The following is a 26393-nucleotide window of genomic DNA, read 5'->3' on the forward strand; positions in this document are numbered from 1 at the left end:
TTTTAAATATAAGTACTCATAACTTCCCCCCCCTTGACGTAAGTATAGAGGTAGTGTAGCCATCAAAATAACTGAGACTGAAATAGCTTGAACTACCTAACCCATAGAACCTTCTTATATATATTGTATCTTTTTCAATCGTTATTTTTAATGCTTTTGTGCGCATCTCGCCGTATCCTATCCATAAACACAGTAAACAGCTAGAGGGAAGGAAATCCATGCAAAAATGGGTATATCTTCATGAGTACCTGAAAAAATAGACAAAAGGAAATTATATATAATAAAAAGCAGCAACACGAGCAACAGAACCGAGATAAAACTGAAAAAACCAAATTTGGATTTTATCATACTTTTTCGAAATGCCTTAATTAATGAATTAAAATATGAAGTCCCACTAAAGTAGAAATTTATCTTTAAACTATTAAAATCTGTGATATTCTGGGTAGTATTTTACAAAAAATTATCATCCTCGTATTGGTAATTGCATATAGAAAGGGTTTGCGTTAATTTTATGTGGGAAGTCAGAAATTAAACAATAAACAGATAAACTTACATTTATGTATAACCGACGCATAAACCATAACCAAAAACATATAAAAAGACGTGTCAAAAGTGGGATTTCTTTTACTGAAAAAAACCAGGATTCAGACTATTCCGCTTTTATACTTTTTGCTTTTTTGATCATCCTCATTACGGCCGTGTATTCCATCGATGATGCGGAAATTTTAAACTGGTTTAATATATTTAGCGCACGTTAGTGATTTTTAACAGATTGATGTACCGCTCACATCAGATCGTCTTATGGAGGAACGGCAATTTGGGATGAGGGAATAACAAAAGTGTCCATTGATTTTGAGAAGTTTTCTTAATCGGTAAAACCATATCCTGAATTGGGAGTTATATCTTTGTCTATTTATAGGTGAAAGACAAATGATAATATACATGTGGAGAGCGACTTACAAGCAACAGTTTATTGAAAAAATCAGGTCGGTTTTTTGGATATTGATTTTTAATTTATTGGGTTTTAGTACCTATGCAGCCCAGGATACAATTTTTTCCACTGGATTAGGAAGTGATAGTTTATTTGCATTACGAGTAGATTCGGCAAAAGAAACTTATAAGAAGCTAAACCCTCAATTTCTTACAAATATCAATGTTAGCTTTTTAGCAAAAGAACTATCGGGGTACGAATCGGCTAATAAAGAAACTATCCAAACATTGGATAGTTTGGGAGATGGTACCGCTGTAGATACTTTTAGGATTTACGCGGAAGCAGGAAAAGAGCGGTTGAATAGGTTACAAGGCTTCAGAAACACCATAAAAAATTATCAGAGTAGTATAACAAGTGCCGTTAGAGATTACCACCAATTAGCAACAGATAGTCTTTTTAGCTATGCAGATGATTCTATAGCGGCAGTTTATCGTAATGAGCTTGCTAGCTTAAATATGGAAGTAACACGATCGGAATGGCAAGCGCGGCAAAAGCTCGACTCTGTCCAGCGTTTGATCAGCAGGTCTGACAGTGTTTGGCAAGCTACCAGCGATATGGTGTTAATGCTGGCCAACGACGCGAAACAGCAGCGTACTGTGCAGAATAGGAGGGGCGCGAATGCTATTTGGGCGACGCCAAGAACATTTAGTAAAGATAGGATGATGGGAAGCTTACAAAGCACTTATCTTGAAACAAAAGCAGTAAACAAGTATTTGCAACAGACGGAACGAACAAGTAGAGTTTTTTTGATATTGTTGAGTATTGGCTTCTTTTACTGGATATACAAAAATGGCAAGACCATACATGACTACCGGTACAAAGGTGAGATAAAAATACCTTTTTATAACCCTGGGATAGCTATTGTCAAAACACTTATTTTCTTTTTTACATTACTTCCCTTATTTTCTGCATCAACACCGAGCATACTTCTTCAGTTGACACAGTTGCTGATTGTTTTGCTGTTTAGCATTATTTTATACAAAACATTAAGTAAAGAGCAAAGAAATTGGTGGTTTGCTATTATATTTTTTTATGTTCTGGTTGTATCGATTAATTCACTTGTTAATGAAGGCTTCGTCATAAGAATTGCCTCTCTTGTGTTAAATCTTTCTGCATTGTATTTAAGTTATGCTGGCAGACGTCGATTGAAAAAGCGTGAAACCCATGGCTACATCAATAACAGTATTTTCTCGATTTTCTTGTTAACCAATACCGTTGCTTTTATATTGAATGTCATCGGTTATGTGGAGTACTCCAGATACTGGAGTATAGCTGGCGCCGTAATTCTTTTACAAGCCTTTTGCTTGATTGAATTTTCAAAAATGATGAAGAACGCTTTGAGGTTACAATTTCAAAAAAGTCGACTCATAAATGGTTTTTTCAAGAGATTTAATGAGAGTAGAACATTGAAAAGTTTGGATAGCCTGCTTCGCTTTCTATGCCTAGCATTACTTATTGTGGTTCTTGCGAATAACTTAAGAGTATTGCAATCCCTGATAGAATTTATCGATGGCTTTTTGAATGCACCGCGGCGAATTGGAAGCATCCAATTTAACTTTGGAAATTTAACTATTTGCGTCCTTGTTCTTGCGATAGCTAACTGGCTTCAGAAAAACATTAATCTGTTCTTTAAGGAGCCCAGCATACAGGAATATGATTCCAATGGGGTAAACCATGCGAACCTATTACCATTATTTAAGCTTGTTATTATAATTTTGGGATTCTTGTTTGCCATCAGTACCCTGGGGGTTGGTCTGGATAAATTAACCATTATAGTGGGTGCTTTGAGCGTGGGTGTGGGACTGGGTTTGCAGAATATCATTAATAATTTTGTTTCGGGAGTGATTTTAATCTTTGAGCGGCCATTTAGGGTAGGCGACTATATCGAATTAGCTGACAAAAAAGGAAAGGTGCAGCAAATAGGTATTCGCGCCAGTACCCTACTCACCCAGGAAGGATCAGAAGTGATCATTCCTAATGGAGATTTGCTCTCCGGTAGAGTGGTTAACTGGACCTTAAGCCGATCTTACAGCAAAACGAGCATAAATCTTAAAGTAGATCGGAAAGCAACAATGGAAACTATCAAAACGATTATTAGGGAAGAGATGCGCGAAATAACTTACGCGATGGATAATATGGAAGTGGAGATTTTATACGAAGACCTTACAACAGATACTATTAACTTGTTGATTACCTGTTGGATTATAAATATTTATAATGAAAGACTCTTTAGGAGCCAATTTCTTGAAAAATTATATACGCGTTGTACCAAAGAAGATATTTGTTTAGTGAGTGCTTAGGGGAAAAGTGAAAAAAAAATTGTTATTGTGTGATTTGTACACTATCTTTGTGGCATCATAATTTAGGTTTATAATTGGTTAGTAAGGTCTTCAATCTCCCCGGTTGAAGACCTTTTTTTGCAATAATAAATGTTTGAAGTCCTGTGTTTTTTATTTCACTGCGCATAATTTATCATGACGGGCGTAATGCTAGTTTGCTTCCTTGTCGAGATAAAATAATTTTTTGTCGTAAGCTATAAGCTTGGTCTACAAAGTTCCTGGCAAAAATAAGCAGCTTGTCACTTACACATTTGGAACAATGGCGGTGTCTCAGGAAAAACGGAAGGTATGAGGTGATTTTTTTCGAAAAACCGGATTAACGGGTAGGGGTAAGATAAAAAAAGAAGGCGTCTAAAAAGGGCGCCTTCTTTCGTTTTGTATCTACCTGTAGAGTCTATCGGTTTTAGGATGTTACTCTATGCGACCAATGGTTGATAGCAGTAGTTTATCCATTTGGGGTCATAAATAAGGGGATTATTGTATTTAGGTTCGTTGTTTGGGCCTGACGAAGTTGTTTTCAGGAGCTTTTTCGACCATTTTCTCAGGTTATGCCCTATACACATCAGGGCGAACTCAATATCGACCTTTTCAAGCCCCCTCATGGTTAACCTGTTGAATCTGTTGTTGCTTTTCATCTGTCCGAAGACCGCCTCCACTTCTATGGGGCGTTTACTCCGGTGGTACTTTCCTGTTTCCGATGTTAGACGTTCGCGTGCCCTGGTCTTCAGTTCGTTCAACCGGTGGTTGACTTCGATGATCCTGTTTCCCTGCGCTTTATGGCACTGCCCCCGAAGCGGGCAGCCTTCACAGCGTTCGGCCCTGTAATAGCTCACCCGGGAACTATATCCATTGGTGCTTTTGCGTATTCCCTTACCGGCAAACTCCATCTTCTGTCCCATCGGGCACACATAGAAGTCCTGCTCTTTATGATAATACAGGTTCTGTAATAGAAAAGGATTGTTCCTCTGGTTGCGTTTCTGCTCTTTGTGGAAGTAATTATATTTCACGTAACCTTCTATGTTCTTTGATTCCAGCATTTCATAGTTCTCTTCACTTCCGTAACCGGCATCGGCCACCACCATATCGCTCTGCCTGTTATATTGATCTTCGAAGCTATCAAGATGGTCTTCCAATGTGGTGGTATCGGTGCTTGTCTGGTGGATACTGTAGTGGGTGATGAACTGTTCTTCCGTACTGATCTGCGTGTTGTAGGCCGGTTTGAGCTGCCCGTTCTGCATGTGGTCATCTTTCAGCCGCATGAAGGTGGCATCTTCATCGGTTTTGCTGTAACTGTTCCTTTCCCCCAGTGTAGCCAGTTGCTTTTCGTACTTTTCCAGCCTTGGAAGATGTTCTTCCCGCAGCTTTTTAAGCTGTTTTTGGGTAGGTTTTGCTGTTGCTTTGAGCTTTTCGTTCAGTAAAGAAAGTCTGTCCCTGAGCTCATTGCTCTTAATAGGTTTGGGTGTTTCATCCCTGCCCAGTTCCGATTGGTCCTGTTTTATCTGTGATTCAATGTCCGAGAGGACCGACTGTATTTTATTTTCCAGTTTTGCTTTGTTCTTTTCCACCGAACCTTTCCATACAAAAGTGTAACGGCCTGCCGCCGATTCAATCTTTGTACCGTCTATGTACTGGACCTTTAGGCTTACATAGCCCAGTTCGGCAAGCAAACGGACAACATCGGCAAAAAGGGAATGGATATGCACTTTAAGTCTTTTGCCACGGAAGTGGTTGATCGTTCGGTAATCCGGTGCACTGTGGCCCGAAAGCCACATGAAATAGATATTCTCCTGTAAGGCCTTTTCTATCCTGCGGCACGAATAGATGTTGCCCAGATAGGCATAGAACAGCACTTTGATCATCATACGCGGATGGAAACTGCTCGTGCCGCCACCTTTGTACTGTCCTATGATGTGGTCGATGTTCAGTCTGTCAACCACTGCATTTACCAGACGTACCGGGTGGTTCTCTGGGATCTTTGCAAAAATATCTTCCGGAAACAGGCTCGGACTGTTGGACGGTAATGCTTTGAATAGTATGTTTGCCATATTGTTTGGGTGCACCTAAAAATAACTGTTTTTTAGGACAAAAAATAAAAATCCCCGACACTTTTTCAGTATCGGGGATCTTCTATTAATAGGGCTTTTTAGACAGCTCCTTTTCACAAATAGTTTTATTGTTGTTGATTTTCCTCTTGTTTAGGAAGCAACTCGTCTATCTCCTGTTTTACTTTATCGCTACTCTGATAGGCTATGATGATTTGTTGATAGGTCTCTATATCGAGCCCCTCTTGTTTAATGCTCTCTTGCATTTGACTATCAACTTGTTGACTCATACCCGTAATTTTTTGGGCTGCGCTATTGAAGGAAGCCAGCTCTTTTTCGTCAGCTTCTACCTTTTTATCTGGGTTTTGCTGAGATTCGGCAATTTCATTGAATCGTTCAACGGTGAATCCTTCGTCTTTAACTACTTTTATCATTTCCTCCTCACTAGCCCTTTGTATAGCAACAACTTTTTGGTTGGCTTTAACAAACGATTGTAGTTCTTCTTTCTTAAAATCTTCCTTTATAGGTGCTTGTGCAGGCATTTGCTCTTGAGGTGCAGGAGTGTCCTGCGCAAATGTTAAGCTGCTGCTGGTAGAGACTGCAAAAAATGCTATGGCAACTGCCAGCACACCTTTATTTTTTAAAATACTCATTTTCTAAATTTTTGTGGTTTTCAAATAACTTATTCTATTAAACTTATTAAACGTATATATGCTGATTTATTGTGTTTCGAACACGAATACTCGATTTATGTTGGATTCTCCTGACTGAAAAATCATTAATTTAATATGAATGTCATTTGTTTTACTGACTATTTTATTTTTATAGTCTAATATTTAGTTTTGATCCGTGTGTATTTTGTTATACCAACAGAAAACGAATTTGCCGTTTCCTGTAATTAAAAATTAGTTATCTTATTTTTAGTACTGAAATCATGAGTGATAAGCTAAATAGCTTAGAAATAGCTGTAGTTACATTTGCTTTTATTGGTGTAGCGGTAGGTGTTATTGGAGCTAATATCAGTGTAGATTGGTTTGAAGAAATTTATGCCGTGGAAGATGGGATAATAGAAAACCTTACTTTAGTGCCATTATTTGTTATAATAGTTGTTGGTATAACTTATATAAAAAACCTGCGTTTTATACGTAGTAAACTATTTGTCATAATAATTTCATTATCTGTGTTGTTTGCGGCATTTGTGATTGGGGAAGAGATTAGTTGGGGACAACGAGTTTTTAATGTTGAGAGCTCGGCTTTTTTTCTTGAAAATAATGCACAGCAAGAAACTAACTTACATAATTTAGTAGTTGGAGGCCAAAAAATCAATAAAATTGTTTTTTCCCAACTGATTATAGTATGCCTAGCTTTTTATCTTATCTTGCTGCCATGGCTATATCATAAAAAACCAAAGTGGCAACAGTTTATTGATTATGCTGGAATACCTTTACCACGTACGTATCAAATAATAGCTTGTTTAGTATTGTTTATTTCGATATCCTTTATCCCTTCAGGGAAAAATGCAGAAATATTGGAGTTCGGTATTACTCATTTATTTGCTCTTATCTATGTTTTTCCTAAAAATAAACACATTTTTAGGAAAAAGAACAGATTTCAACAAAGCAGCTCTTCTCAAGTTCATAATAAGGTGGCCTAATCATATAAAATGGCGCTGTGTACATTATAATAATAAAAATTTTTTAACCCTACTTAGAAGCGTCTGAGTGAAAGTGTTGGCCGATTTTCAATAAATCTTTTGGAAATATGAAGACGTTTCGAATTTTCTTGATGATTTGAATTTTCTTCACAACTAAGGAACGTTGTTTTTCAGCAGTGCTTGGAAGGTATAGATACACGTGATAAGGCGTTCTGTTGAGGATACTTCAGGATCTATGCTATTTTAGGTATAACCATTTGGCGATTAAAGCAAAGAAATAGGTAAAGAAAATTCTTTTGTTCTACATAATGTTTGTTAAAATTTGCATCTTGCAACATGGACAACTCAAAAACAAATGCTAGAGGTCTGAATTTTGACCTACCCAAACTGACCAATATAACCATGGCTGATCAGGTCGAACTCAAATTAAGAGAATATTTTAAGAAAAAGGCTTTTAAACCGGGAGATCTGTTGCCAAAAGAGTTAGAGATAGCTGCTTCTTTGGGGGTTAGTCGCAATATTGTTCGCGAAGCACTTAGTCGGCTAAAAGCACTGGGACTCATCGAAACAAAGAAGAAAAGAGGAATGGTATTGGCAGAACCAGATATTTTGGGTTCCTTTGAAAAGGTGCTCGACCCATTGATTATGGGCGATAGTATTCTATATGATATATTCGGCTTACGACTGGTGTTGGAAATGGGCTTGGCGGATATGTTATTTATGTACAAGACGGAGAAAGATATTGATGAGTTAAAACGAATAGTTGCAAAAGAAAAGTCCACCAGTGAGAAATTTAGGATTAAGACGGAAATAGCTTTCCATGGCAAGCTATATGCTATGACAAACAACGACACTTTAAAGCGATTTCAAAATATGTTGTTGCCGCTGTTTGATTATGTTGTTGCATTTGAAGCAAACCATTATAAACCCGGAGGTGTGTCTCATGCAGATTTGGTACAGCTTTTAATTAATGGTACGGTCGATGATTTTAGAAAAGGCATGCGGATTCATTTAGAACCTCACTTCGCTTGGTTGGCGCATATTAAAAACAATTCATTGTAGAACGTATTGAAAAATATAAGCCTATATCCTTGTATTTCTTGAAATTGTGTTTACCTTTGTTATGTAGTACATAACTACAATATTAACCAATATTTATATAACTGAATGAAGAAATACTTTTCTATTTTATGGTTAATTAATTCGCTATACCGAAAAGCAAAAGGTGTGTTACGCAGCACAGCATATTTTCGGGTTTATGCATTACACTGTGAATTCGATGGTGAAACCCAGCTGGATATCACTAACGTCTCACTAAATTTTATAGCACACATATGAAGATAGAAAAAATGGAAGGCTTAGTTGCCGCAACATTCTCTAATTTTGACAGCAAAGGAAGTCTAAAACTTTCAGATATTCCTAGCCTTGTCGATAAATTATATAGAGATGGCTTGAAGGGTGTTTTTGTTTGTGGAACAAATGGTGAAGGGCCAAATTTAACCTTAGCAGAACGGATGTTGGTTGCCGAAAGATACGTTAATGCAGCAAAAAATAAATTGAAGGTTTTTGTGCACGTAGGTCATAGCGCTATCGCTGAAGCAAGGGAGCTCGCAATACATGCTGAGCAGATCGGTGCAGATGCTATTTCCGCCGTTGCAGCCTTCTATTTTAGGCCCGTGGATACACAAAATTTAGTGGATTGCATGGCCCAAATAGCGAATGCAGCACCTACACTTCCTTTTTATTATTATCATATCCCCACGCTAACTGGCGTAGGAATGGATATGGTCAAATTTTTGGAATTGGCAGAAGAGAAAATTCCTAATCTAGCTGGTATAAAATATACCGCTTCTACGCTATATGAATATCAAGCATGCTTGAACTATAAAGGGGGGAAGTACGACATGCTGTTTGGTTACGATGAAATGCTGTTGCCTGCATTGGCATTGGGAGCTAAAGGAGCTGTTGGTAGCACATATAATTTTGCTGCGCCTCTTTATTTGAGAATGATGGATCTTTATAAGTACGGGCAATTGGAGAAAGCCCAGGAATTGCAATATCATCTAGTACAGATGATACGTGCATTTGTTAAGTATTCGCCAATACCTGCACAGAAAGCTATTATGCAGATGTTTGATTTAGATATGGGGGGGTGTCGATTGCCACTTCAGGGGTTAAGAGACGAACAAAAAGAAACACTGAAGAATGAGTTAGACAACCTAGGTTTTTTTCATTTACTAAAAACAGGTCTTCGAATTTAAACGGAAACCAATAAGTTGAAGAATATGCGGTACCTAAAACCTTATACACTAATATTTATGCTCATCGTTGGAGGGATGAATTTATTAGCACAGGAGAAATCTAGCCGTAACTATTTTCAGTGGTCGGAATTACCAGCCGTTCCAGATAAGCATGGCTTTGCGGGCGCCTTTGCTGGTGTATCGAATAATTGTCTGCTATTGGCCGGTGGTGCAAACTTTCCAGACGGAGGAATTACTGGGGGAGGTGCAAAAAAGTGGCACCAAAAGATCTACGTGTTGGAAGGACCTACCGGCAAATGGAAGAAGGTTGGTAAGCTTGAACGGCCACTGGGATATGGAGTTTCTGTGGATTATGATGGAGCACTAATTTGTATAGGTGGTGGTAATGAACAAGTGCATTCGGCTAATGTTTTTTTACTTCGTTATAAAAAGGGTATAATTGAAGAAAAAACTTTACCAGATCTACCAAAACCTTTAGCCAACGCCTGTGGTGCATTGCTTGGTGATAAATTGTATGTATGCGGAGGCACAGTAGGGCCGGATGTGTTTGAGGCAGTAAACGATTTATATGTATTGGATTTAAAGGCCCCCGGTAACGAATTGAAATGGAAAACCTTAGATCCGCTACCCGGAGTAGGTCGTATGCTGGCTGTTGCCGGTGCCCGAGACGGCGCTTTTTATGTATTCAGTGGGGTTTCACTTAAAAAAAATGCAGTAGGAGAAATACAACGAACTTATCTACAGGATACTTACCGTTACATACCTACAAAAGGTTGGGAACGAAGAGCTTCTTCGCCGGTACCGGTTGCAGCGGCTCCTGGTCCTGCCTATCCTGCAGGAGAAAGTCTTCTGCTTGTTTTCGGCGGCGACGATGGAGCGTTGGCCACAAATACGGAATCATTAGGAAGCGTACATCCGGGCTTTTCTAACCAAGTCTTGGCATACAATACAGTCACAGATGCCTGGAGCAGCGTCGACACGATATCTACAGCTTCAAATTCAAGTTTCCCGGTTACAACTACAGCTGTGTTGTGGAGGGGTAATATAGTAATTCCAAATGGAGAAACCCAGCCCGGCGAACGTACTCCGGGAGTAATAGTGGCATGTCCAATAAAGGTGCCTTTACAATAGGGAAAGGAAGTTAAAGCAATGTTTTTCTTAATTAATGATGCCATATCGGTGCACGAATCCCATCATAAAAAATGCAGACTAATAAGGGAGTGTGCCTTATTGGTTTTAAATGATCAAACTTTAGCTGACTTTTGTAACTGATCTCTTTTTGTTGTTAAACAGAAGTAATGCGTATTCTTGTGTAAGGTAAATGCTTTTCGTAAGTATTAATGAATACAAGCTATTGTTTATTTTATGTCAAAATACTCTATTTTTGACTTTTTGACCCTTTTTATAAAGTTATTACTTGCTTAAATGTTGATTTAATCGGTAATTTGTTCTGTTAACACGTTGTTAAGTGGTATCAATATTCAATTAACCGCAGCAACTATTATTCATTCTAAATTCTCATTATCAAAACATGGCGTATACTATTAAACCATCCGAAGGCAAACTGGGTATATTGATTCCTGGTTTGGGAGCTGTTGCTACGACCTTCATTGCAGGTGTTGCAGCTATTAATAAAGGCTTGTCAAAGCCTGTCGGATCGCTTACTCAGATGGGTAATATTCGTTTGGGGAAACGAACAGAAAATCGGTATCCATTGATTAAGGATTTCGTGCCGTTGGCTGGCCTGAAAGATGTTGTTTTTGGAGGATGGGATATTTATAAAGATAATGTTTTTGAAGCTGCAACTAACGCTAAGGTGTTGGAACCTTTGTTGTTGCATGCAGTGAAAGATGAGCTGGAGGCAATTAAACCTATGAAGGCGGTGTTCGATAAGAATTTTGTTAAGAATTTAGATGGCGTGCACGTGAAGGAACAGACACACCGTCGGGAGTTGGCTGATGCACTCTTAGCAGATATTGAAGAATTTAAGTTACATAATGACTGTAGCCGTTTGGTGATGATATGGTGCGGTTCAACGGAGAAATATATTGACGACTGCGATATTTTTCAAACGTTAGATGCTTTTGAACTGGCTTTGGACAATAACGACCAACGTATTTCTCCTAGTATGCTTTATGCGTATGCTGCTATCAAGTCGCATGTGCCATTTGCCAATGGAGCACCAAATTTAACTTGTGATATCCCGGCGATGATTGAATTAGCACAACTCATGGAGGTGCCAATTGCTGGCAAGGATTTTAAAACGGGACAAACCCTAATGAAAACTATTCTTGCACCCGGTTTGCAGGCTCGTGCATTAGGTGTAAAAGGATGGTTTTCTTCCAATATCTTAGGAAATAGAGACGGTTTGGTACTGGATGATCCCGAAAATTTTAAAACAAAGGAAGTGTCCAAATTGAGCGTGTTGGAAGAGATATTAAATCCTGAAATTAATCCAGAACTGTATGGTGATCTATACCATAAGGTCAGAATTAATTATTATCCGCCACATGGCGACAATAAAGAGAGCTGGGATAACATCGATATATTTGGCTGGCTGGGATATCCTATGCAGATAAAAATCAATTTTCTTTGTAGAGATTCTATATTGGCAGCACCTATTGTGTTAGATTTAGCTTTGTTTTTAGACTTAGCTCACCGTGCCGGTATGTCGGGTATCCAGGAGTGGTTGTCGTTTTACTTAAAATCTCCGCAAACAGCTCCCGGATTAAAGGCGGAGCACGACATCTTTAAGCAGCTGATCAAATTGCAGAACACGTTGAGACATATTATGGGCGAAGATCTGATTACACATTTAGGCCTTGATTACTATCAAGAATTAGTGGATAGTTTGTGAAAAAACAAACATGATTATGTTTAAGGCATACCAACACAGGTGTACCTTCATCTTTTTTTTCTAGATTTGTGCGGTTTAATAATTTTATAAGAAATAATGGATTTTGCAATAATAGCTGCGGGGGAGGGGTCGCGTTTGGCTAAAAGTGGCTATCCTTTTCCAAAACCCTTGGCGAGGCTTCAAGGGGAGACCTTGATCGAAAGATTAATGGATATATTTGATAGCTATGGTGCAAATGCCGTTAATATCATTATAAATGAAGACTCAGAAGCATTAGCCGATTACCTGTACAGTTTTTGTTCCGAGAGGCGTATACGAATTATTAAAAAGACAACAGCGAGCTCCTTGCATAGTTTTCATGAACTGCTAAAAGAAATCCCCTCGTTTGACGAACTTTGTGTCACTACAGTAGACACTATTTTTAAAAAAGAGGATTTTGCCGCATATTTGAAATTTTTTAACGAGCGTCAAGATTTAGATGCATTAATGGCCGTTACACCATTTGTAGAAGATGAAAGCCCACTTTATGTGCAAATAAACCATAAAGGGGAAATTACTGCTTTTACTGATAAGCAAAATCAAGAGGGAAGTGAAAATATCTTGGTTTCCGGAGGGGTTTATGCATTGCGTAAAAGAGCATTGCTTTGTGTTGAAAAAGCTATCGCCAGTAATATAGAGCGTATGCGTAATTATCAGCGGCTATTGTTAGAAGAACAGCTAAAGGTTGAAGCATTTACATTTGAAAAAATAATAGACATTGATCATCTGACCGACCTGCATACGGCTGAAGCATGGCTGAATGAGTTGAAAATGTCTTAACCAAACAACGTGAAAAATATAGAGATTATAGGAATCCAAAGGGGAAAAACTTTTTCTCCGAACCACATTGGCAATGATGAAGCTATATTTCAGTTAACTATGCAGGCACTCAGGGAAGAGGGCTGCAAAGTGACTATTTTAAACGAGGAAACGTTTTTATCTGGAGCCGATGTCACCAAAAGCATGGGTATTGTTTCCATGGCACGTAATAAAGATGCCGTCAAGAAACTTCAACAACTAGAACGGGACGGAGTGCCTGTAGTTAATTCTGGTTTTGGGGTGGAGAATTGTTTCCGTACAAATATGACTAGTTTGTTGATTCAACACCAGATACCATACCCTAAAAGCAAGATTGTATCTACAGATAAAGTTGAGGATAATTTATTTGATGGATTTTCTGAGTTAGGGGTGTGGATTAAACGAGGTGATTTTCATGCTATTCATAAAGAAGATGTAACTTTTGCTTCTTCTAGACAGGAAGGGAAAGAAATTTTGAGAGAATATGCACTGAGAGAAATTCCAGATGCAGTTCTTTCCGAACATTTGATCGGCGACCTCGTTAAATTTTATGGTGTGCGAGATACGGATTTCTTCTATTGGTTTTATCCATATGAGCACAATCATCATAAATATGAGCATTATGAGCAGTTCAACGGTAATTTAGTTTACAATAATTTTGATGAAGCATATTTGAGGCAGGTTGCTTTAAATGCTGCGGAGGTTTTAGATGTTTATGTGTTTGGTGGAGATGCCATCGTCGATAAAGCAGGCAACATACACATTATTGATCTGAATGATTGGCCTAGTTTTGCTCCCTGTAGAGATACAGCGGCTCCGTATATAGCACAATTACTATTAAAGAAATTTGAGTATAAGACTGATGGAATCATTGCACGCGAAAAACAGTAAAGCAGCTGATAAAACTGTTTTTGAAAATTCTCTAAAATCCAACGACACTGAAGAAAAGATCGATATATATTTTTATCGTCCGATAGGGCTTCGCATAGCTTTATTTTGCCAGAAAGTTGGGTTGACACCCAATGCAGTTACCATCATCAGCATTTTCTTTGGCGTGGCGGCAGGTATTCTCTTCTATTACCCTTCATTATCTATTAACTTTATAGGAATGCTTTCGTTGATGTTTGCCAATTCTTTGGATAGCGCAGATGGGCAGCTGGCACGTTTAACAAATAATAAGAGTAGATTCGGTAGAATTTTAGATGGTTTTGCAGGCGATTTTTGGTTTGCATCTATCCATATTGCTATCTGTTTGCGTTCTATGAACGAAGGTTGGTCTGCAGCAATATGGGTATTAGGTATACTTGCGGGAGTTTCACATATGGTACAATCTGCCATGGCTGACTACTACCGAAATGTGCATTTGTTTTTTATTAAGGGTACCAGCGGTAGTGAGCTCGACAATAGTAAAGATTTGCAGGCAGAGTACGATCGGTTAACTTGGTCAAACAATGCTTGGATGAAGTTTGTCTTGAAAGGTTATCTGAATTATACAAAAATGCAGGAGCGTTTTTCTCCAAAATTACAGCGGCTTTTGGAGGTTATCCGCGCCGATTTTAGCAATGGCTTACCGGCCAGTCTCATAAAAGACTTTAGAGAGCAGAACAAGCCCTTAATGAAATACACCAATATCGTTCAATTTAACACACGGGTAATTTTTCTTTTTCTATGGTTGATCATTGATTATGCTTGGATATACTTCTTCTTTGATTTGTTTATTCTGAATCCCATTCTTATATACATGTGTAATAGACAGGAGAAAGTTAGTACTCATTTTTATAATCGTATCAACGAATATAAAGCTTAGATGGCAAGCAAAATATATAAGGTTCTTTTTTTTGTCATAGGCATGACCACATTGTGTTACATGGTGTATGCCTTGGGCGTGGATGTCATCTGGGAGAATATAAAAAAAACCGGTTGGTGGTTTTTACCGGTTATCGGCAGCTGGCTCATAATTTATATATTAAATGCCATTGCTTTTAAAGCGATTATTCAAGAGCCGACCATTCCGGCGAGCAATTTACCTTTCCTGTCGGTGCTGAAGCTGACGATAACGGGGTATGTCATCAATTATATTACTCCGTTTGTAGCCTTGGGCGGAGAACCTTACAGGATTATGGAACTCAAACCCCGTTTAGGTGTTCAGAAGGCAAGTTCCTCGGTACTCCTGTATAGCCTCATGCACATGTTCTCCCATGTGATTTTTTGGTTAGCCTCCATTATCCTGATATTGCTTTATGTTCCTGCTAATACCATAATGATAACAGGATGCTCCGTCATGTTTATTACCGGCGTTGTTTTATGTTATTGGTTTGGTAGGATTTACAAAAAAGGTTTTACTTTAAGTATATTTAAAGCGCTGGCGAAAATTCCCGGATTAAAAAAGAAAGTTGGGTCTTTTGTTGCAGAAAGACAGGATAGCTTACGCGAAATTGATCACCAGATTACTGAACTTTATGCAAAACGCAGGGGTCGCTTTTGGCAATCACTCAGTTTTGAATTTATAGCACGTGTGGTGGGATGTATTGAAATATACTGTACGGCAAGAGCCATTGATTTAAATATGTCCGTTGTACAGTCGCTTATTGTAAGTTCCGGCTCCTCTTTATTTGCCAATCTGATTTTTTTCTTTCCGATGCAGTTAGGCACACGGGAAGGAGGGCTTGCTTTAGCTTTAAAGAGCGTTGGGATGCCAGGTGCTGCAGGGATTTTCATTGGTATTATTATGCGGATAAGGGAATTGGTCTGGATTATTATCGGACTTTTTTTAATGAAACTAGCTAAGCCTGCTTTAAAAACTGCAGAACAGGTGGAAAAAATTGAAACGAATACAGAGATTTAATAAAGAATATGGTAAAAGGTGTTTTAATTGATTACGGTGGAACAATAGATACTAATGGGAGGCATTGGGCAAATGTGATATGGGAAGCGTATAAGAACACTAAATTGGACGTTGAAAAAGAACAGTTTTTACTTGCCTACGCACATGGCGAAAGATCACTAGCTATTCAGCCTATTATTAAGCCTTTTCATACATTTGACGACGTACTGCGGTTAAAAATAGCGAAACAGTTCGATTTTTTGAAACTGGATGAGCAATACCAGGATAAAATAGACGAAATTGCTTCTATTTGTATGGAGTTAGTACTTAAAACAATAAATCATGCAAAGCCTATTTTAGAAGTACTTGCCGAACGATACCCCCTTGTACTTGTCTCTAATTTTTATGGAAATATCCATGCTGTACTAAATGATTTAAATATCATACACTATTTTAGTGATATTGTAGAATCTGCTGTGGTAGGCGTACGTAAACCTAACCCAGAAATCTATCAACTGGGCGTCGAACGCATAGGCCTTTTAGCACAAGATTGTGTGGTGGTTGGTGATTCTTTTAAAAAAGATATCGTTCCGGGTAAGGCAATAGGTTGTCAAACAATTTGGATAAATGTAGAAGGGATTGAAGAAGACTTCAATGAAGCGGAAACAACAGCTGCCGATATTCAAATAACAGATTTTGATCAAATTCCCGCGGCACTGATTGCTTTATAGCCCGTTCGGTCCAACTATCCTTTTGCCTTTAAAGGTAAAGGGCTGTAGTCGTCCTACTAAAAAATTGCCAATATCAGCAGGTCTTTCTTCGATGATCTTTTCTACGTTTGAAATAATAATTATTTTTATATGATATCATTCTGTTGAAGAGCCAATATACGTTTCCATTCTGGATGACGTCTAATGTAAGCAACAACCATCGGGCATAGCGCCACTAGTTTATACCCCTTATCTTCAATATGGGTGAGCGCTTTTTCAATAATCGCAGTTGCAACCCCTCGTCCTTCTAGCTCTTCGGGATCCTCAGTATGTATTAGAAAAATTTTATCGTTTCGCTCTTTATAGTCAATAAAGGTTTGTAGGTTATCGACCTCCATTTCAAAACGATGTTTAGCTTCGTTCTTCATGAGTTTTAATGGCTTAAATTCTTCTTTCATGACGATTTAATCAGATGCTGAAGGTGTGTTAAAAGCTTTTCAAATGTATATGCAATTTAAAGGTTTAATTGATGAAACCAAAATGCTAAGACTTCCATTCTACAATAACCTGACCCAGCCCCACAGGTGAAAGGCATACGTTTATTGAAGCCAGTTTAGCTTTAAATATCTGCTTAAATCCTTAACAAAGTTGGGGCTTGACTAGTTTGCCAATAAGTAACATCTTTTTGTTTTCGTATAACGCGACGATAAGCCAGCGCCTGTCCTTGGCGATACACGCAATACAGAATAGTCTGCATAGCTGTCAATAAATTCGAGATAATTACTACCTTTAAAGGCTTACAAACCGTACAAATAAATAAAATGAAATCACTAAAACTTACATTTACGCTACTTTTTATTCTCTTTTTGAAGCACAATTCCATTGCGCAGGCCGAGAATTTTTCTGTGATAGCTTATTACATGGGCGATGGAGAACAGATTAATGAATATGAAGTCGACAAACTTACACACATCATCTTTAGCTTCTGCCATCTAAAAGACAATAAATTGTATGTTGATAATGCGAGGGATACGGCAACCATTGAAAAGTTAGTAGCTTTAAAGCAACAACATCCAAGGTTGAAAGTGATGCTGTCACTTGGTGGATGGGGTGGCTGCGCTCCTTGTTCGGAGGCTTTTTCCACCCCTGAGGGGAGGAAGATATTCGCACAGTCAGTAAAAGACATAAATAGCTATTTCGGCACAGATGGCATTGATCTCGACTGGGAATATCCAACTATAGAAGGGCATCCTGGGCACCTTTATCAACCGCAGGATAAACAGAATTTTACCTCTTTGGTAAGTGAGCTTCGCCATGTTCTCGGAGATGAAAATGAACTGAGTTTTGCAGCAGGTGGGTTTCAAAAGTTCCTGGATGAGTCGGTAGAATGGGAGAAAATCATGCCTTTGCTGGACCGTGTAAATATTATGAGTTATGATTTGGTGAACGGGTACGCAACGGTTACCGGGCACCATACTCCCTTGTATGGTACAAGGCCTGAAGATGAATCAACAGATAGAGCAGTAAATTACTTGTTAAATCTTGGCATCCCGTCAGAGAAATTAGTAATAGGTGCTGCTTTCTACACACGTGTATGGAAAGATGTTCCGGCTACGAATAATGGCTTATATCAGAAAGGGGAGCATACAAAAGGATATAACTTTCGCTCTTACACCGCTAACCTTACATCAGCTAATGGATGGGAATATTTTTGGGATGATAAAGGGCAGGCACCCTATTGGTACAATAAAAAGCTAAATCAGTTCGCTACGGGTGACGATCCCAAGTCTGTTGAAGAAAAGGCGAAATATGCGTTGGATAAAAAATTAGGAGGTATTATGTTTTGGGAATTGACTCTGGACACGCCAAAAGAAGGGCTGCTTCAGACTATAGATAACGTAGTAAACCAATAAATATGCCGTTAAGGAAAATAAATGTTATCCGTTATATTACCCCTCTGCGTGAAGGCGGGTCTATGCCCGCCATTGTAGAGGGGGATGATGATTTTTTATATGTATTGAAGTTCAGAGGAGCCGGGCAAGGAGTGAAAGCGTTGATTGCTGAATTGTTAGGAGGCGAGTTAGCCCGTGCCTTGGGTTTAAAAGTTCCCGAAATTGTATTTGCTAACCTCGAGAATGAATTCGGTCAGACAGAACCCGATGAGGAGATTCAGGACCTGTTGAAAGGTAGTGTAGGGCTAAATCTTGGGCTTCACTATTTATCGGGTGCAATTACTTTCGATCCCTTGGTGGTTTCTATAGACCCTTTGATTGCTTCCAAGATTGTTTGGTTAGACTATCTATTGATGAATGTGGATCGTACAGCACGAAATACCAATATGTTATTATGGCATAAGGAGTTGTGGCTTATTGATCATGGCGCCTCTCTGTATTTTCATCATTCGTGGCAAAACTGGGAAACACAGGCAAACAAAAAATTTGTACAAATTAAAGATCACGTACTATTACCGTGGGCAACTCAGGTAGAAGCAGCAGATAAAAGCTGTAAGGAAATGTTGAGTGAAGCAATTATCAACGATATCGTTCAGCTTATTCCAGATGAATGGTTAATGCACGATTCGCCGTTTGAATCGGCAGCTGAGCACCGGAAGGCATATATTAGCTTCCTGACAACGCGTATATTGCATGTAGAAGTTTTGATGAAAGGAGTGCGAGATGCAAACGAATAGTGTATTTGAATATGCTGTTATTCGTGTGGTACCGCGTGTAGAACGAGAAGAGTTTCTAAATGTTGGAGTGGTTCTTTATTGCCGCAAACTTAAATTCCTAAAAGTATCTTTCGAGCTGGATGAAGCGCGTCTGAAAATTTTCAGTAAGGATTTAGATGTATCCGAAATAAAAGAACATCTACATGCTTTTCAGCGTATTTGCGAAGGTGGGAAAACTGCCGAACCGATTGGTCTGCTGCCCTTAGCCGATCGCTTTCGCTGGCTAACGGCTACTAGAAGTACGATTGTGCAAACGTCTAAGGTACATCCTGGTTTATGTGTGCATCCCGAAAATACGCTTATAAAATTGTTTAACGAACAGGTTTTATAAATTATTCTGTCCTGTCATAAAAGGAAGCCAATGAAAAAGAGATATACGCTTATAATATTTATGTTATTATTATGTGGCGGTTTTTGGCTAATGGCTGAAAAACCTTACGTACCACTCGTGTCGAAACAGAAAGCGCCAATATGGAAGCTGCAATGGGCAGATGAGTTTAATGTTAACGGTTTACCAGACAGTAACTTTTGGTCTTACGATATTGGTGGGCATGGTTGGGGAAACAATGAATTACAGCATTATACCGCAGCCGATACATTTAATGCGAAGATACAAGACGGTGTGTTGTTACTACGAGCGCAAAAGAAAAAGCTGGAGAATCGTCCCTATACCTCGGCCAGGCTGGTTACCAAAAACAAAGTGGATATGAAATATGGAAAGCTTGAGGTGCGTGCAAAGTTACCAAAGGGAAGAGGGTTGTGGCCCGCCATCTGGATGTTGCCTACTGATCGGAAGTATGGTGGATGGCCTAAGAGCGGAGAAATTGATATCATGGAACATGTGGGGTTTAAACCGGATACCGTATATGGTAGTGTACATACCGACCGATTCAATCATATAATCGGTACGGAAAAAACCTGTGGAATTGCTGTAGAAGATCCTTACAATATTTTTCATGTCTATACCATCGTGTGGAACGAGCGATTTATTGACTTTCTGTTAGATGGTCAGCAATTTTACCGATTTGAAAACAGTAATATGGGCTATGCGGAGTGGCCTTTTGATCAATCCTTTCATCTATTGATGAATATTGCCGTTGGCGGGAACTGGGGAGGTCAACAAGGGATAGACGAGGATGTCTTTCCTGCTACCATGCAAATAGATTATGTGAGGTATTATACACTCAACTAGCGGCGCACTTCATTAAATAGCGGGAGTTCTTCCACCATCTACCGGTATGCTTACTCCGTTCATATAAGAAGCTGCAGGGGAAGCTAAAAAAGCAATTACATTAGCTATTTCTGCTGCTGATCCAAATCGCCTCATCGGTATGATATTGGTCATTTCCTTTTGTATCTCTGTAACATCTGTTCCCTGAGCGGTGGCCGACGCCTGAATAAGACTATGTAAGCGGGTTGTATCAATTGATCCGGGAAGTACATTATTTACAGTAATATTGTATTTCCCCACTTCATTCGAAAGACTTTTCGCCCACGATGCAACGGCTGCCCTAATGGTGTTAGACACGCCGAGATTTGGCAATGGTGTTTTGACAGATGTAGAGATAACATTAATAATTCGGCCATAATTTAGTTTTTTCATGCCCGGAAGTACGGCAGTGGCTAAAATATGATTACATAATAGATGCTGTTTAAATGCTTCTTCAAATGCCATAAACGGTGTATTGGACATTTCGCTTGGAGCAGGGCCGCCCGTGTTGTTAACTAGTATACTGATGTTTGTATCTTGTACGATCGTTTGGATAACACCATTAACAGCCATCAAGTCGGTGAAATCTGCTACGGCGTAATCGTGTTGTTGTGAAAGGTCATTTGGCAGTTGGTTGATAATTTCTTTCAACCTTTGCTCGTTTCGTGCAATTAATAAACAATTAGCGCCCATGCTAGCTAGCTCAAGGGCAGTTGCAAGTCCAATCCCTTGAGTACTGCCGCAAATGATGGCATTTTTTTCTTTTAGTGAAATGTTCATAACTTCTGAATTTAAAAGCCTAGATATTTTTTATTAAAATTTTTGCAGCGCTTTTTGTAAATTTAACCCAAAGTAATAATGTAAAGTTAGCATAAGGTATTAAACTAACGTAAAAACCAATTATAATAAAAACTTGTTTTCCTAACAGCAACTAGAAATGCATTTAACTGACGAAAACAAGAAAAGCAGCGTAATTAATGATGCGGAGTATGGTAAATGCAAGCCGTATCGAAAATAGCCATCAAGATGAAAATACTAAAATTTATCCTATTTACAATCTTAGGGATTGTCGTAGTTGTACTTATTACAGCATTATTTGTTAAGAAGGAGTATGCTGTTGAACGTGAAGTAGTGGTCAATAAACCTCGACAGGAGGTCTTTGATTATATTAAGTACATAAAAAATCAAGATAACTATAGTAAATGGAACCAGATGGATCCGGATATGAAAAAAACATATCAAGGCACAGATGGAACTGAAGGTTTTATTTATGCTTGGGAAAGTGACGATCAAGGTGCCGGAAAAGGAGAGCAGGAAATTAAAAAGATCGTAGAAGGAGAGCGGGTTGATTGTGAGATCCGTTTTAAAGAGCCTATGGAATCATCAGCCCCGGTATACATGACAACAACATCTGCAACAAACAACCAAACCCTGATAAAATGGGGTTTTAATGGTAAAATGCCCTATCCGATGAATGTGATGTTATTGTTTATGGATATGGATGAGATCATTGGAGATGATCTACAAACGAGTCTCGACAAATTAAAAAATGTACTCGAAAATGATATATAGTGTGATTTTCCGTACGACGAGAAGAAAGATATGTCAATGACGGTGCCCTGGTTCCCATATGAGCCGCAAAAAGCTGCTTAACTTTTCTTCTTCTTTCATTAATGGAACACCTGTTACAATACCTATCAATAAATTATCTGCAATACTTACACGCATCTGGGGCCTAGCTACGAGATTAAATTTCTCATTATCAATGTCTTTGTTGAATTCAATGCCGACGAAATTTCTGGTATTGGGAACCATGTAATGAAAACTGGTATTGATTTCAAAACTTGTGTTCCAAGCAGGAGAGCGGAATGCTCGTTCTATTCTAGGTCCGGTATACACGAGACTATGAAATTGAGCGCCCAAACGTTTAGCCATTACCAGAAACGGATTAAACAGATTACCACTTACAAGTGGCTCTTTACCGTAATTATCAAAATCAGTTAACAGTATTTCATTGATATAGCCAAGGGCAAAACTAGACTGATATTTCTCGGATACTAAAAATGTCCATTGTATAGCACTTTTGAAGCTTTCAATTTTCGATGAACGCCCACTGCTCCTATCTGCTGCCGCGGTATAAAAGGTCACGGGTACTTCAAATTCTAAACCTAACCGGTCTGCGGGAGCAAATTCGTATTCAACCAATGCTTGATAATTGTCATATTTTCTTTTGTCAGTCAGTCCAAAAGCAAAGTTCCATTCCTTTTCACCCTTTCTTGCACCTAAATCTCTAATAAGATCAATATAAAGCGGTTCGGCGTGCTCTATTTTAGGTCGTTCTTTTTGCTGTGCAATCGCAAAAAAAGGTATACAGGGCAAGAAAGTCTGGATGATTATATTTTTAATTCTCACAATACAGCATGCTCACATATGATAAGTTGACAAAAATAAGGTAGCACCTTGATATGTGGAAAAATAACTGCTATTATTAGAGAATTCTAATGTTGCAGAATGCTATATCAAAGGTCGTCGCACCATTCATGGTCTGGCAATTTAGGGAAGAAAGAAATGCCAGTTTCATGTTATACGGTATATTACCGTGGTAATATATTGTGTATGAATCTATTATAGATATTTATTTCAAGGTATTACTATAACGTTTTCGTAAAAAAAAAAGAGGGAGCCCGCCCTTTTAAGAAATCATATTGCTATTATTGTTCTGTTATCTATGTTATAAACAATAACTAAAAAACTGTTTTGCCAATCATCGTTTTCGTTGATTCATCACAACGACTAACGAGCTATCTAACCAGTATTTAACATTAACTTAAATTGATGAGAATGATATCCAAAAGAAAAGTAAAGAAGTATGTGTTGCCGTTTATTTTGCTTTCATCACCATTGCTTCATCCATTGCCAACATTCAGCTCCGAAACCTCATTTACTGTAGGAAATATCGCAGTGATATCTGCGCAAGCACAAGAGATTAGGGGAAGGGTGACGGATGAAAATAAACAACCTTTAGGAGGTGCAACAGTATCGATTAAAGGTACTACCACGAGTGTTTCTACAAACGATGATGGGATATTTGCGATAGAGTCGGCCTCTGACGCCGATGTATTAGTGGTTTCCTATATTGGTTATGAGCCTAGTGAATATCCGCTTGCCGGCAAAGACCTCAGTACTGAAGTTGTCATTACTCTTAAACCCGATGAAGAAACGTCGCTTGATGAAGTGGTGGTCGTTGGGTATGGTACCCAGCGAAGGCAGGATGTAACAGGAGCTGTATCTTCAGTGAGCTCCAGAGAAATTGCTGAAGTACCGGTAACGCAGCCATCACAGGCATTGCAGGGGCGTGCCGCAGGTGTTTTCGTTACAAATACCAATAATAAACCCGGTGGCGCCGCAACTGTACGTGTTAGGGGCAATAGGTCTTTTTCAGCTGGTAATGACCCGCTATTTGTAATTGATGGTATCCCCATAACAGGAGGCCTCGAAGATATCCCGCCACAAGACATTGCGTCAATGGAAGTGCTCAAAGACGCGTCTGCTACGGCTATTTATGGTTCAAGAGGAGCTAATGGTGTGATCATCGTCTCCACTAGGAGAGGTACACCGGGAAAAACAACGGTCAGTTACGATAATTGGTTCGGGTTTTCCCAGGCGTATAATAAAATCGATATGATGAATGGAGAGCAGTTCGCGGAATATAAACGGGAGTCTAGAAGAGCGGCTGGCCAATACGATGATAGTGACCCCAATGCCGATCAAAATACTCCAGGTCTGTTTGATCCCGTAGAGCTGGCCTCTATAGCACAAGGTAGAAGTACCAATTACCAGGATTTAATGCTGGAGACGGGGCATGCGCAAAATCACTCGCTAAGCGTCCTTGGAGGTTCCGAAAAAACACGGTTCAACGTGTCTTTTAACTATATGAAGGATAAAGGTATAATACCAATTCAGGAATTTAATCGCTATGCCATGCGGGTGAATCTCGATCATGATATCAGTGATCGTATACGTATCGGTACTTCTATACTCGGAAATTATAGCATCAGGGATGGCCAGAACTTGAACCCTTATGATGATACATTGCTGGAAAACCCTTTAGGCGTACCCTATGATGAAAATGGCGGACTTATATTCTTGCCAACAACCGATGGTTTAAGAAGCAACCCTTTAAGTGAATTGGTTCCTGACGCATTAGTTAACAAAAATCGTCGGATGCGGCTGTTTACCAGTATATATGGTGAAGTAAAAATTGCTGAAGGCTTAACTTACCGATTGAATTTCGGTCCGGATCTGATTCATAGTCGTACCGGGAATTTTCAAGGTAAGTTCACAAACGCCCGATTGGGAGGTACTGCAGCCGCACAAGGAGAAGAAGACCTGGTATTTAACTATACCTTAGAAAATATCCTGAAATACAATAAGGTGTTTCAGGATAAACACGCATTGGAGATCACGGCATTACAGGGTTTACAGCATCGACAGCAGGAAGCCACCAATATTAGTGTCAGGGGCATACCGGTTGAACAGATGCGGTATTTTAATTTTGGCGCTGCCGAAGAAATTTTGGCTACCGGTAGTGATTTTAATCGTTGGGATATCATATCCTATATGGGAAGAGTAAATTATGTTTTCGACGATCGGTTTCTAGCCACCTTAACGGCACGTGTAGACGGTTCTTCCCGTTTCGGCAGAAATCACCGCTATGGTTTTTTCCCTTCAGTAGCCCTGGGCTGGAACATAAGCAACGAATCTTTTATGCAGGACAATGGTGTGTTTGATCTCTTGAAATTACGGGCTACTTATGGGGAAACAGGAAATACGGGGATCGATCCATACGGTACCCAAGGCTTGTTGCAGCGAACATTTTATGCTTTTGATGAAGCAGCAGGTTTCGGATTTCGGCCTAACCAACTTCGGAATGATAATCTGAAGTGGGAAACGACTTCACAATTTAATGCGGGGTTTGATTATGCGCTATGGGGTGGACGTTTATCTGGAGCAGCAGAATTCTATATACAAACCACGCGGGACCTTCTAATGGAGCGGCAACTTCCGTTTACCAGTGGCTTTGGTTCCATAATGGAGAACGTGGGTTCTACCAAGAATACAGGGTTCGAATTCAGCTTGTCATCCATCAATATACAGCCTAAAGACGAGAATGGTTTCAGTTGGTCTACCGACTTGAATTTTGCCACCAATAGGGAAAGTATTTTGGAATTGTACGGGGGTACACAGGATGATGTAGGTAACCGATGGTTTATTGGTCAACCTATTCAGGTGTACTATGACTTCGAAAAAATCGGTATTTGGCAAAGTCACGAAGCGGAAGAAGCGGCCAGTTATGGAAGAGTGCCCGGTGAATTGAAAATTAGGGATCAGAACGAAGATGGTGTGATTAATGATAATGATCGTGTAATCTTAGGTAACAATAGGCCAACACTTACCGGAGGTTTGACGAATAGATTTGCCTATCATGGCTTTGACCTTTCCGTATTTTTATACTTTAACTTCGGAAATATGATTTACAGTACGTTCCATGAAGCGCATAACACGCTGTTCGGGAGGTATAACAACTTAAACGTGGATTACTGGACACCTGATAATCCAACGAACGCTTACCCACGGCCTAATATGAATCAGGAAAGACCTGTTTATAGCACGTCTATGGCTTACTTTAGTGGTTCTTTTGTTAAAATAAGAAATATTAATCTCGGCTATAACTTTCCTGAACGCTGGGCGGCAAAGATTGGTGCGCAGTCGTTACGTTTATACGTGACGGCGCAGCAGCCGCTGATTTTCTCTCCTTATATTAATCAGCATCAGGGAATAGACCCCGAGGGAATTGACTTTAACGCCGATAATGAAAATTTGCCGGTAGATACCCCGCCTTCCAGAACATGGTTATTTGGTTTGAACGTTAAATTTTAG

At 39.2% G+C, this 26393-nt stretch carries 21 protein-coding genes and 1 pseudogene; 17 read left to right on the top strand and 5 right to left on the bottom strand.

The window, feature by feature from the left end:
• The first annotated feature begins 930 nt into the window (after positions 1 to 930).
• Positions 931 to 3291, top strand: a complete 2361-nt coding sequence (locus H8S90_RS15915) for a mechanosensitive ion channel family protein (RefSeq protein WP_187338840.1) — start codon at positions 931 to 933, stop codon at positions 3289 to 3291.
• Between the two features lie 560 nt (positions 3292 to 3851).
• Here H8S90_RS15915 and H8S90_RS15920 read toward each other — a convergent pair.
• Both H8S90_RS15920 and H8S90_RS15925 read right to left on the bottom strand, forming a co-directional pair.
• Positions 3852 to 5375, bottom strand: a pseudogene (locus tag H8S90_RS15920) (IS1182 family transposase); the annotation flags it as partial.
• Positions 5376 to 5500: 125 nt separating this feature from the next.
• Positions 5501 to 6025 carry a DUF4168 domain-containing protein gene (locus H8S90_RS15925; protein ID WP_187338841.1) on the bottom strand — a complete coding sequence of 175 codons (525 nt, stop codon included), beginning with the start codon at positions 6023 to 6025 and terminating at the stop codon, positions 5501 to 5503.
• Between the two features lie 281 nt (positions 6026 to 6306).
• Here H8S90_RS15925 and H8S90_RS15930 point away from each other — a divergent pair, with 281 nt between their 5' ends.
• From H8S90_RS15930 to H8S90_RS15975, 10 genes are all read left to right on the top strand, one after another.
• Entirely contained in the window at positions 6307 to 7026 is a 720-nt protein-coding gene (locus tag H8S90_RS15930; protein WP_187338842.1) for a hypothetical protein, read from the top strand.
• Positions 7027 to 7362: 336 nt separating this feature from the next.
• Positions 7363 to 8088, top strand: coding sequence for a FadR/GntR family transcriptional regulator (locus tag H8S90_RS15935; RefSeq protein WP_187338843.1), 726 nt, complete (start codon positions 7363 to 7365; stop codon positions 8086 to 8088).
• Positions 8089 to 8360: 272 nt separating this feature from the next.
• On the top strand, positions 8361 to 9287 hold the full coding sequence (locus H8S90_RS15940; RefSeq protein WP_187338844.1) for a dihydrodipicolinate synthase family protein: 927 nt from the start codon (positions 8361 to 8363) through the stop codon (positions 9285 to 9287).
• Positions 9288 to 9311: 24 nt separating this feature from the next.
• A complete protein-coding gene (locus H8S90_RS15945; protein ID WP_187338845.1) occupies positions 9312 to 10418 on the top strand; it encodes a galactose oxidase in 1107 nt (368 codons plus the stop codon).
• A gap of 400 nt (positions 10419 to 10818) precedes the next feature.
• On the top strand, positions 10819 to 12144 hold the full coding sequence (locus H8S90_RS15950) for an inositol-3-phosphate synthase (protein ID WP_187338846.1): 1326 nt from the start codon (positions 10819 to 10821) through the stop codon (positions 12142 to 12144).
• Between the two features lie 96 nt (positions 12145 to 12240).
• On the top strand, positions 12241 to 12963 hold the full coding sequence (locus H8S90_RS15955) for an NDP-sugar synthase (protein WP_187338847.1): 723 nt from the start codon (positions 12241 to 12243) through the stop codon (positions 12961 to 12963).
• A 9-nt stretch (positions 12964 to 12972) separates the two neighbouring features.
• Positions 12973 to 13872 carry a hypothetical protein gene (locus H8S90_RS15960; protein ID WP_187338848.1) on the top strand — a complete coding sequence of 300 codons (900 nt, stop codon included), beginning with the start codon at positions 12973 to 12975 and terminating at the stop codon, positions 13870 to 13872.
• Positions 13844 to 14788, top strand: coding sequence for a CDP-alcohol phosphatidyltransferase family protein (locus H8S90_RS15965; RefSeq protein WP_187338849.1), 945 nt, complete (start codon positions 13844 to 13846; stop codon positions 14786 to 14788). The genes H8S90_RS15960 and H8S90_RS15965 overlap by 29 nt, the downstream gene beginning before the upstream one ends.
• A complete protein-coding gene (locus H8S90_RS15970; protein WP_187338850.1) occupies positions 14789 to 15826 on the top strand; it encodes a lysylphosphatidylglycerol synthase transmembrane domain-containing protein in 1038 nt (345 codons plus the stop codon).
• Between the two features lie 8 nt (positions 15827 to 15834).
• Positions 15835 to 16536 (top strand): HAD family hydrolase, encoded by a 702-nt coding sequence (locus H8S90_RS15975; RefSeq protein ID WP_187338851.1) that lies wholly within the window; start codon positions 15835 to 15837, stop codon positions 16534 to 16536.
• Positions 16537 to 16661: 125 nt separating this feature from the next.
• Here the strand turns inward: H8S90_RS15975 and H8S90_RS15980 are convergent, their stop codons facing one another.
• Positions 16662 to 16973 (bottom strand): GNAT family N-acetyltransferase, encoded by a 312-nt coding sequence (locus H8S90_RS15980; protein WP_187338852.1) that lies wholly within the window; start codon positions 16971 to 16973, stop codon positions 16662 to 16664.
• Positions 16974 to 17336: 363 nt separating this feature from the next.
• Here H8S90_RS15980 and H8S90_RS15985 point away from each other — a divergent pair, with 363 nt between their 5' ends.
• Genes H8S90_RS15985 through H8S90_RS16000 form a run of 4 tightly spaced genes read left to right on the top strand, consistent with a single transcriptional unit; the run spans position 17337 to position 20435 of the window.
• Complete coding sequence (locus H8S90_RS15985; RefSeq protein ID WP_187338853.1) at positions 17337 to 18428, top strand: glycoside hydrolase family 18 protein; 1092 nt, start codon at positions 17337 to 17339, stop codon at positions 18426 to 18428.
• A gap of 2 nt (positions 18429 to 18430) precedes the next feature.
• Positions 18431 to 19204, top strand: a complete 774-nt coding sequence (locus H8S90_RS15990) for a HipA family kinase (RefSeq protein ID WP_187338854.1) — start codon at positions 18431 to 18433, stop codon at positions 19202 to 19204.
• Positions 19191 to 19574, top strand: coding sequence for a DUF3037 domain-containing protein (locus H8S90_RS15995; RefSeq protein ID WP_187338855.1), 384 nt, complete (start codon positions 19191 to 19193; stop codon positions 19572 to 19574). The genes H8S90_RS15990 and H8S90_RS15995 overlap by 14 nt, the downstream gene beginning before the upstream one ends.
• Positions 19575 to 19604: 30 nt before the next feature.
• Positions 19605 to 20435 (top strand): family 16 glycosylhydrolase, encoded by an 831-nt coding sequence (locus H8S90_RS16000; RefSeq protein ID WP_255501628.1) that lies wholly within the window; start codon positions 19605 to 19607, stop codon positions 20433 to 20435.
• 12 nt (positions 20436 to 20447) lie between these two features.
• Here the strand turns inward: H8S90_RS16000 and H8S90_RS16005 are convergent, their stop codons facing one another.
• Complete coding sequence (locus tag H8S90_RS16005) at positions 20448 to 21233, bottom strand: SDR family oxidoreductase (RefSeq protein WP_187338856.1); 786 nt, start codon at positions 21231 to 21233, stop codon at positions 20448 to 20450.
• A gap of 246 nt (positions 21234 to 21479) precedes the next feature.
• On the opposite strand from H8S90_RS16005, the gene H8S90_RS16010 reads away from it, so the two are divergent.
• Positions 21480 to 22025 (top strand): SRPBCC family protein, encoded by a 546-nt coding sequence (locus H8S90_RS16010; RefSeq protein ID WP_187338857.1) that lies wholly within the window; start codon positions 21480 to 21482, stop codon positions 22023 to 22025.
• 33 nt (positions 22026 to 22058) lie between these two features.
• Here H8S90_RS16010 and H8S90_RS16015 read toward each other — a convergent pair whose 3' ends face one another.
• On the bottom strand, positions 22059 to 22865 hold the full coding sequence (locus H8S90_RS16015; RefSeq protein WP_222852115.1) for an HAEPLYID family protein: 807 nt from the start codon (positions 22863 to 22865) through the stop codon (positions 22059 to 22061).
• Positions 22866 to 23294: 429 nt separating this feature from the next.
• On the opposite strand from H8S90_RS16015, the gene H8S90_RS16020 reads away from it, so the two are divergent.
• On the top strand, positions 23295 to 26393 hold the full coding sequence (locus H8S90_RS16020) for a TonB-dependent receptor (protein ID WP_255501629.1): 3099 nt from the start codon (positions 23295 to 23297) through the stop codon (positions 26391 to 26393).

This window comes from Olivibacter sp. SDN3 (assembly GCF_014334135.1).
GTDB lineage: Bacteria > Bacteroidota > Bacteroidia > Sphingobacteriales > Sphingobacteriaceae > Olivibacter.

What these genes read in the sequence shown, in the direction of transcription:
- H8S90_RS15945 (WP_187338845.1), top strand. Translation starts at nt 9,312, where the DNA reads ATGCGGTACCTAAAACCTTATACACTAATATTTATGCTCATCGTTGGA.
- H8S90_RS16000 (WP_255501628.1), top strand. Translation starts at nt 19,605, where the DNA reads ATGAAAAAGAGATATACGCTTATAATATTTATGTTATTATTATGTGGC.
- H8S90_RS15950 (WP_187338846.1), top strand. Translation starts at nt 10,819, where the DNA reads ATGGCGTATACTATTAAACCATCCGAAGGCAAACTGGGTATATTGATT.
- H8S90_RS15975 (WP_187338851.1), top strand. Translation starts at nt 15,835, where the DNA reads ATGGTAAAAGGTGTTTTAATTGATTACGGTGGAACAATAGATACTAAT.
- H8S90_RS15995 (WP_187338855.1), top strand. Translation starts at nt 19,191, where the DNA reads ATGCAAACGAATAGTGTATTTGAATATGCTGTTATTCGTGTGGTACCG.
- H8S90_RS16020 (WP_255501629.1), top strand. Translation starts at nt 23,295, where the DNA reads ATGATATCCAAAAGAAAAGTAAAGAAGTATGTGTTGCCGTTTATTTTG.
- H8S90_RS15915 (WP_187338840.1), top strand. Translation starts at nt 931, where the DNA reads ATGATAATATACATGTGGAGAGCGACTTACAAGCAACAGTTTATTGAA.
- H8S90_RS15955 (WP_187338847.1), top strand. Translation starts at nt 12,241, where the DNA reads ATGGATTTTGCAATAATAGCTGCGGGGGAGGGGTCGCGTTTGGCTAAA.
- H8S90_RS15985 (WP_187338853.1), top strand. Translation starts at nt 17,337, where the DNA reads ATGAAATCACTAAAACTTACATTTACGCTACTTTTTATTCTCTTTTTG.
- H8S90_RS15935 (WP_187338843.1), top strand. Translation starts at nt 7,363, where the DNA reads ATGGACAACTCAAAAACAAATGCTAGAGGTCTGAATTTTGACCTACCC.
- H8S90_RS15930 (WP_187338842.1), top strand. Translation starts at nt 6,307, where the DNA reads ATGAGTGATAAGCTAAATAGCTTAGAAATAGCTGTAGTTACATTTGCT.
- H8S90_RS15965 (WP_187338849.1), top strand. Translation starts at nt 13,844, where the DNA reads ATGGAATCATTGCACGCGAAAAACAGTAAAGCAGCTGATAAAACTGTT.
- H8S90_RS15940 (WP_187338844.1), top strand. Translation starts at nt 8,361, where the DNA reads ATGAAGATAGAAAAAATGGAAGGCTTAGTTGCCGCAACATTCTCTAAT.
- H8S90_RS15980 (WP_187338852.1), bottom strand. Translation starts at nt 16,973, where the DNA reads ATGAAAGAAGAATTTAAGCCATTAAAACTCATGAAGAACGAAGCTAAA.
- H8S90_RS15925 (WP_187338841.1), bottom strand. Translation starts at nt 6,025, where the DNA reads ATGAGTATTTTAAAAAATAAAGGTGTGCTGGCAGTTGCCATAGCATTT.
- H8S90_RS16005 (WP_187338856.1), bottom strand. Translation starts at nt 21,233, where the DNA reads ATGAACATTTCACTAAAAGAAAAAAATGCCATCATTTGCGGCAGTACT.
- H8S90_RS15970 (WP_187338850.1), top strand. Translation starts at nt 14,789, where the DNA reads ATGGCAAGCAAAATATATAAGGTTCTTTTTTTTGTCATAGGCATGACC.
- H8S90_RS16010 (WP_187338857.1), top strand. Translation starts at nt 21,480, where the DNA reads ATGAAAATACTAAAATTTATCCTATTTACAATCTTAGGGATTGTCGTA.
- H8S90_RS15990 (WP_187338854.1), top strand. Translation starts at nt 18,431, where the DNA reads ATGCCGTTAAGGAAAATAAATGTTATCCGTTATATTACCCCTCTGCGT.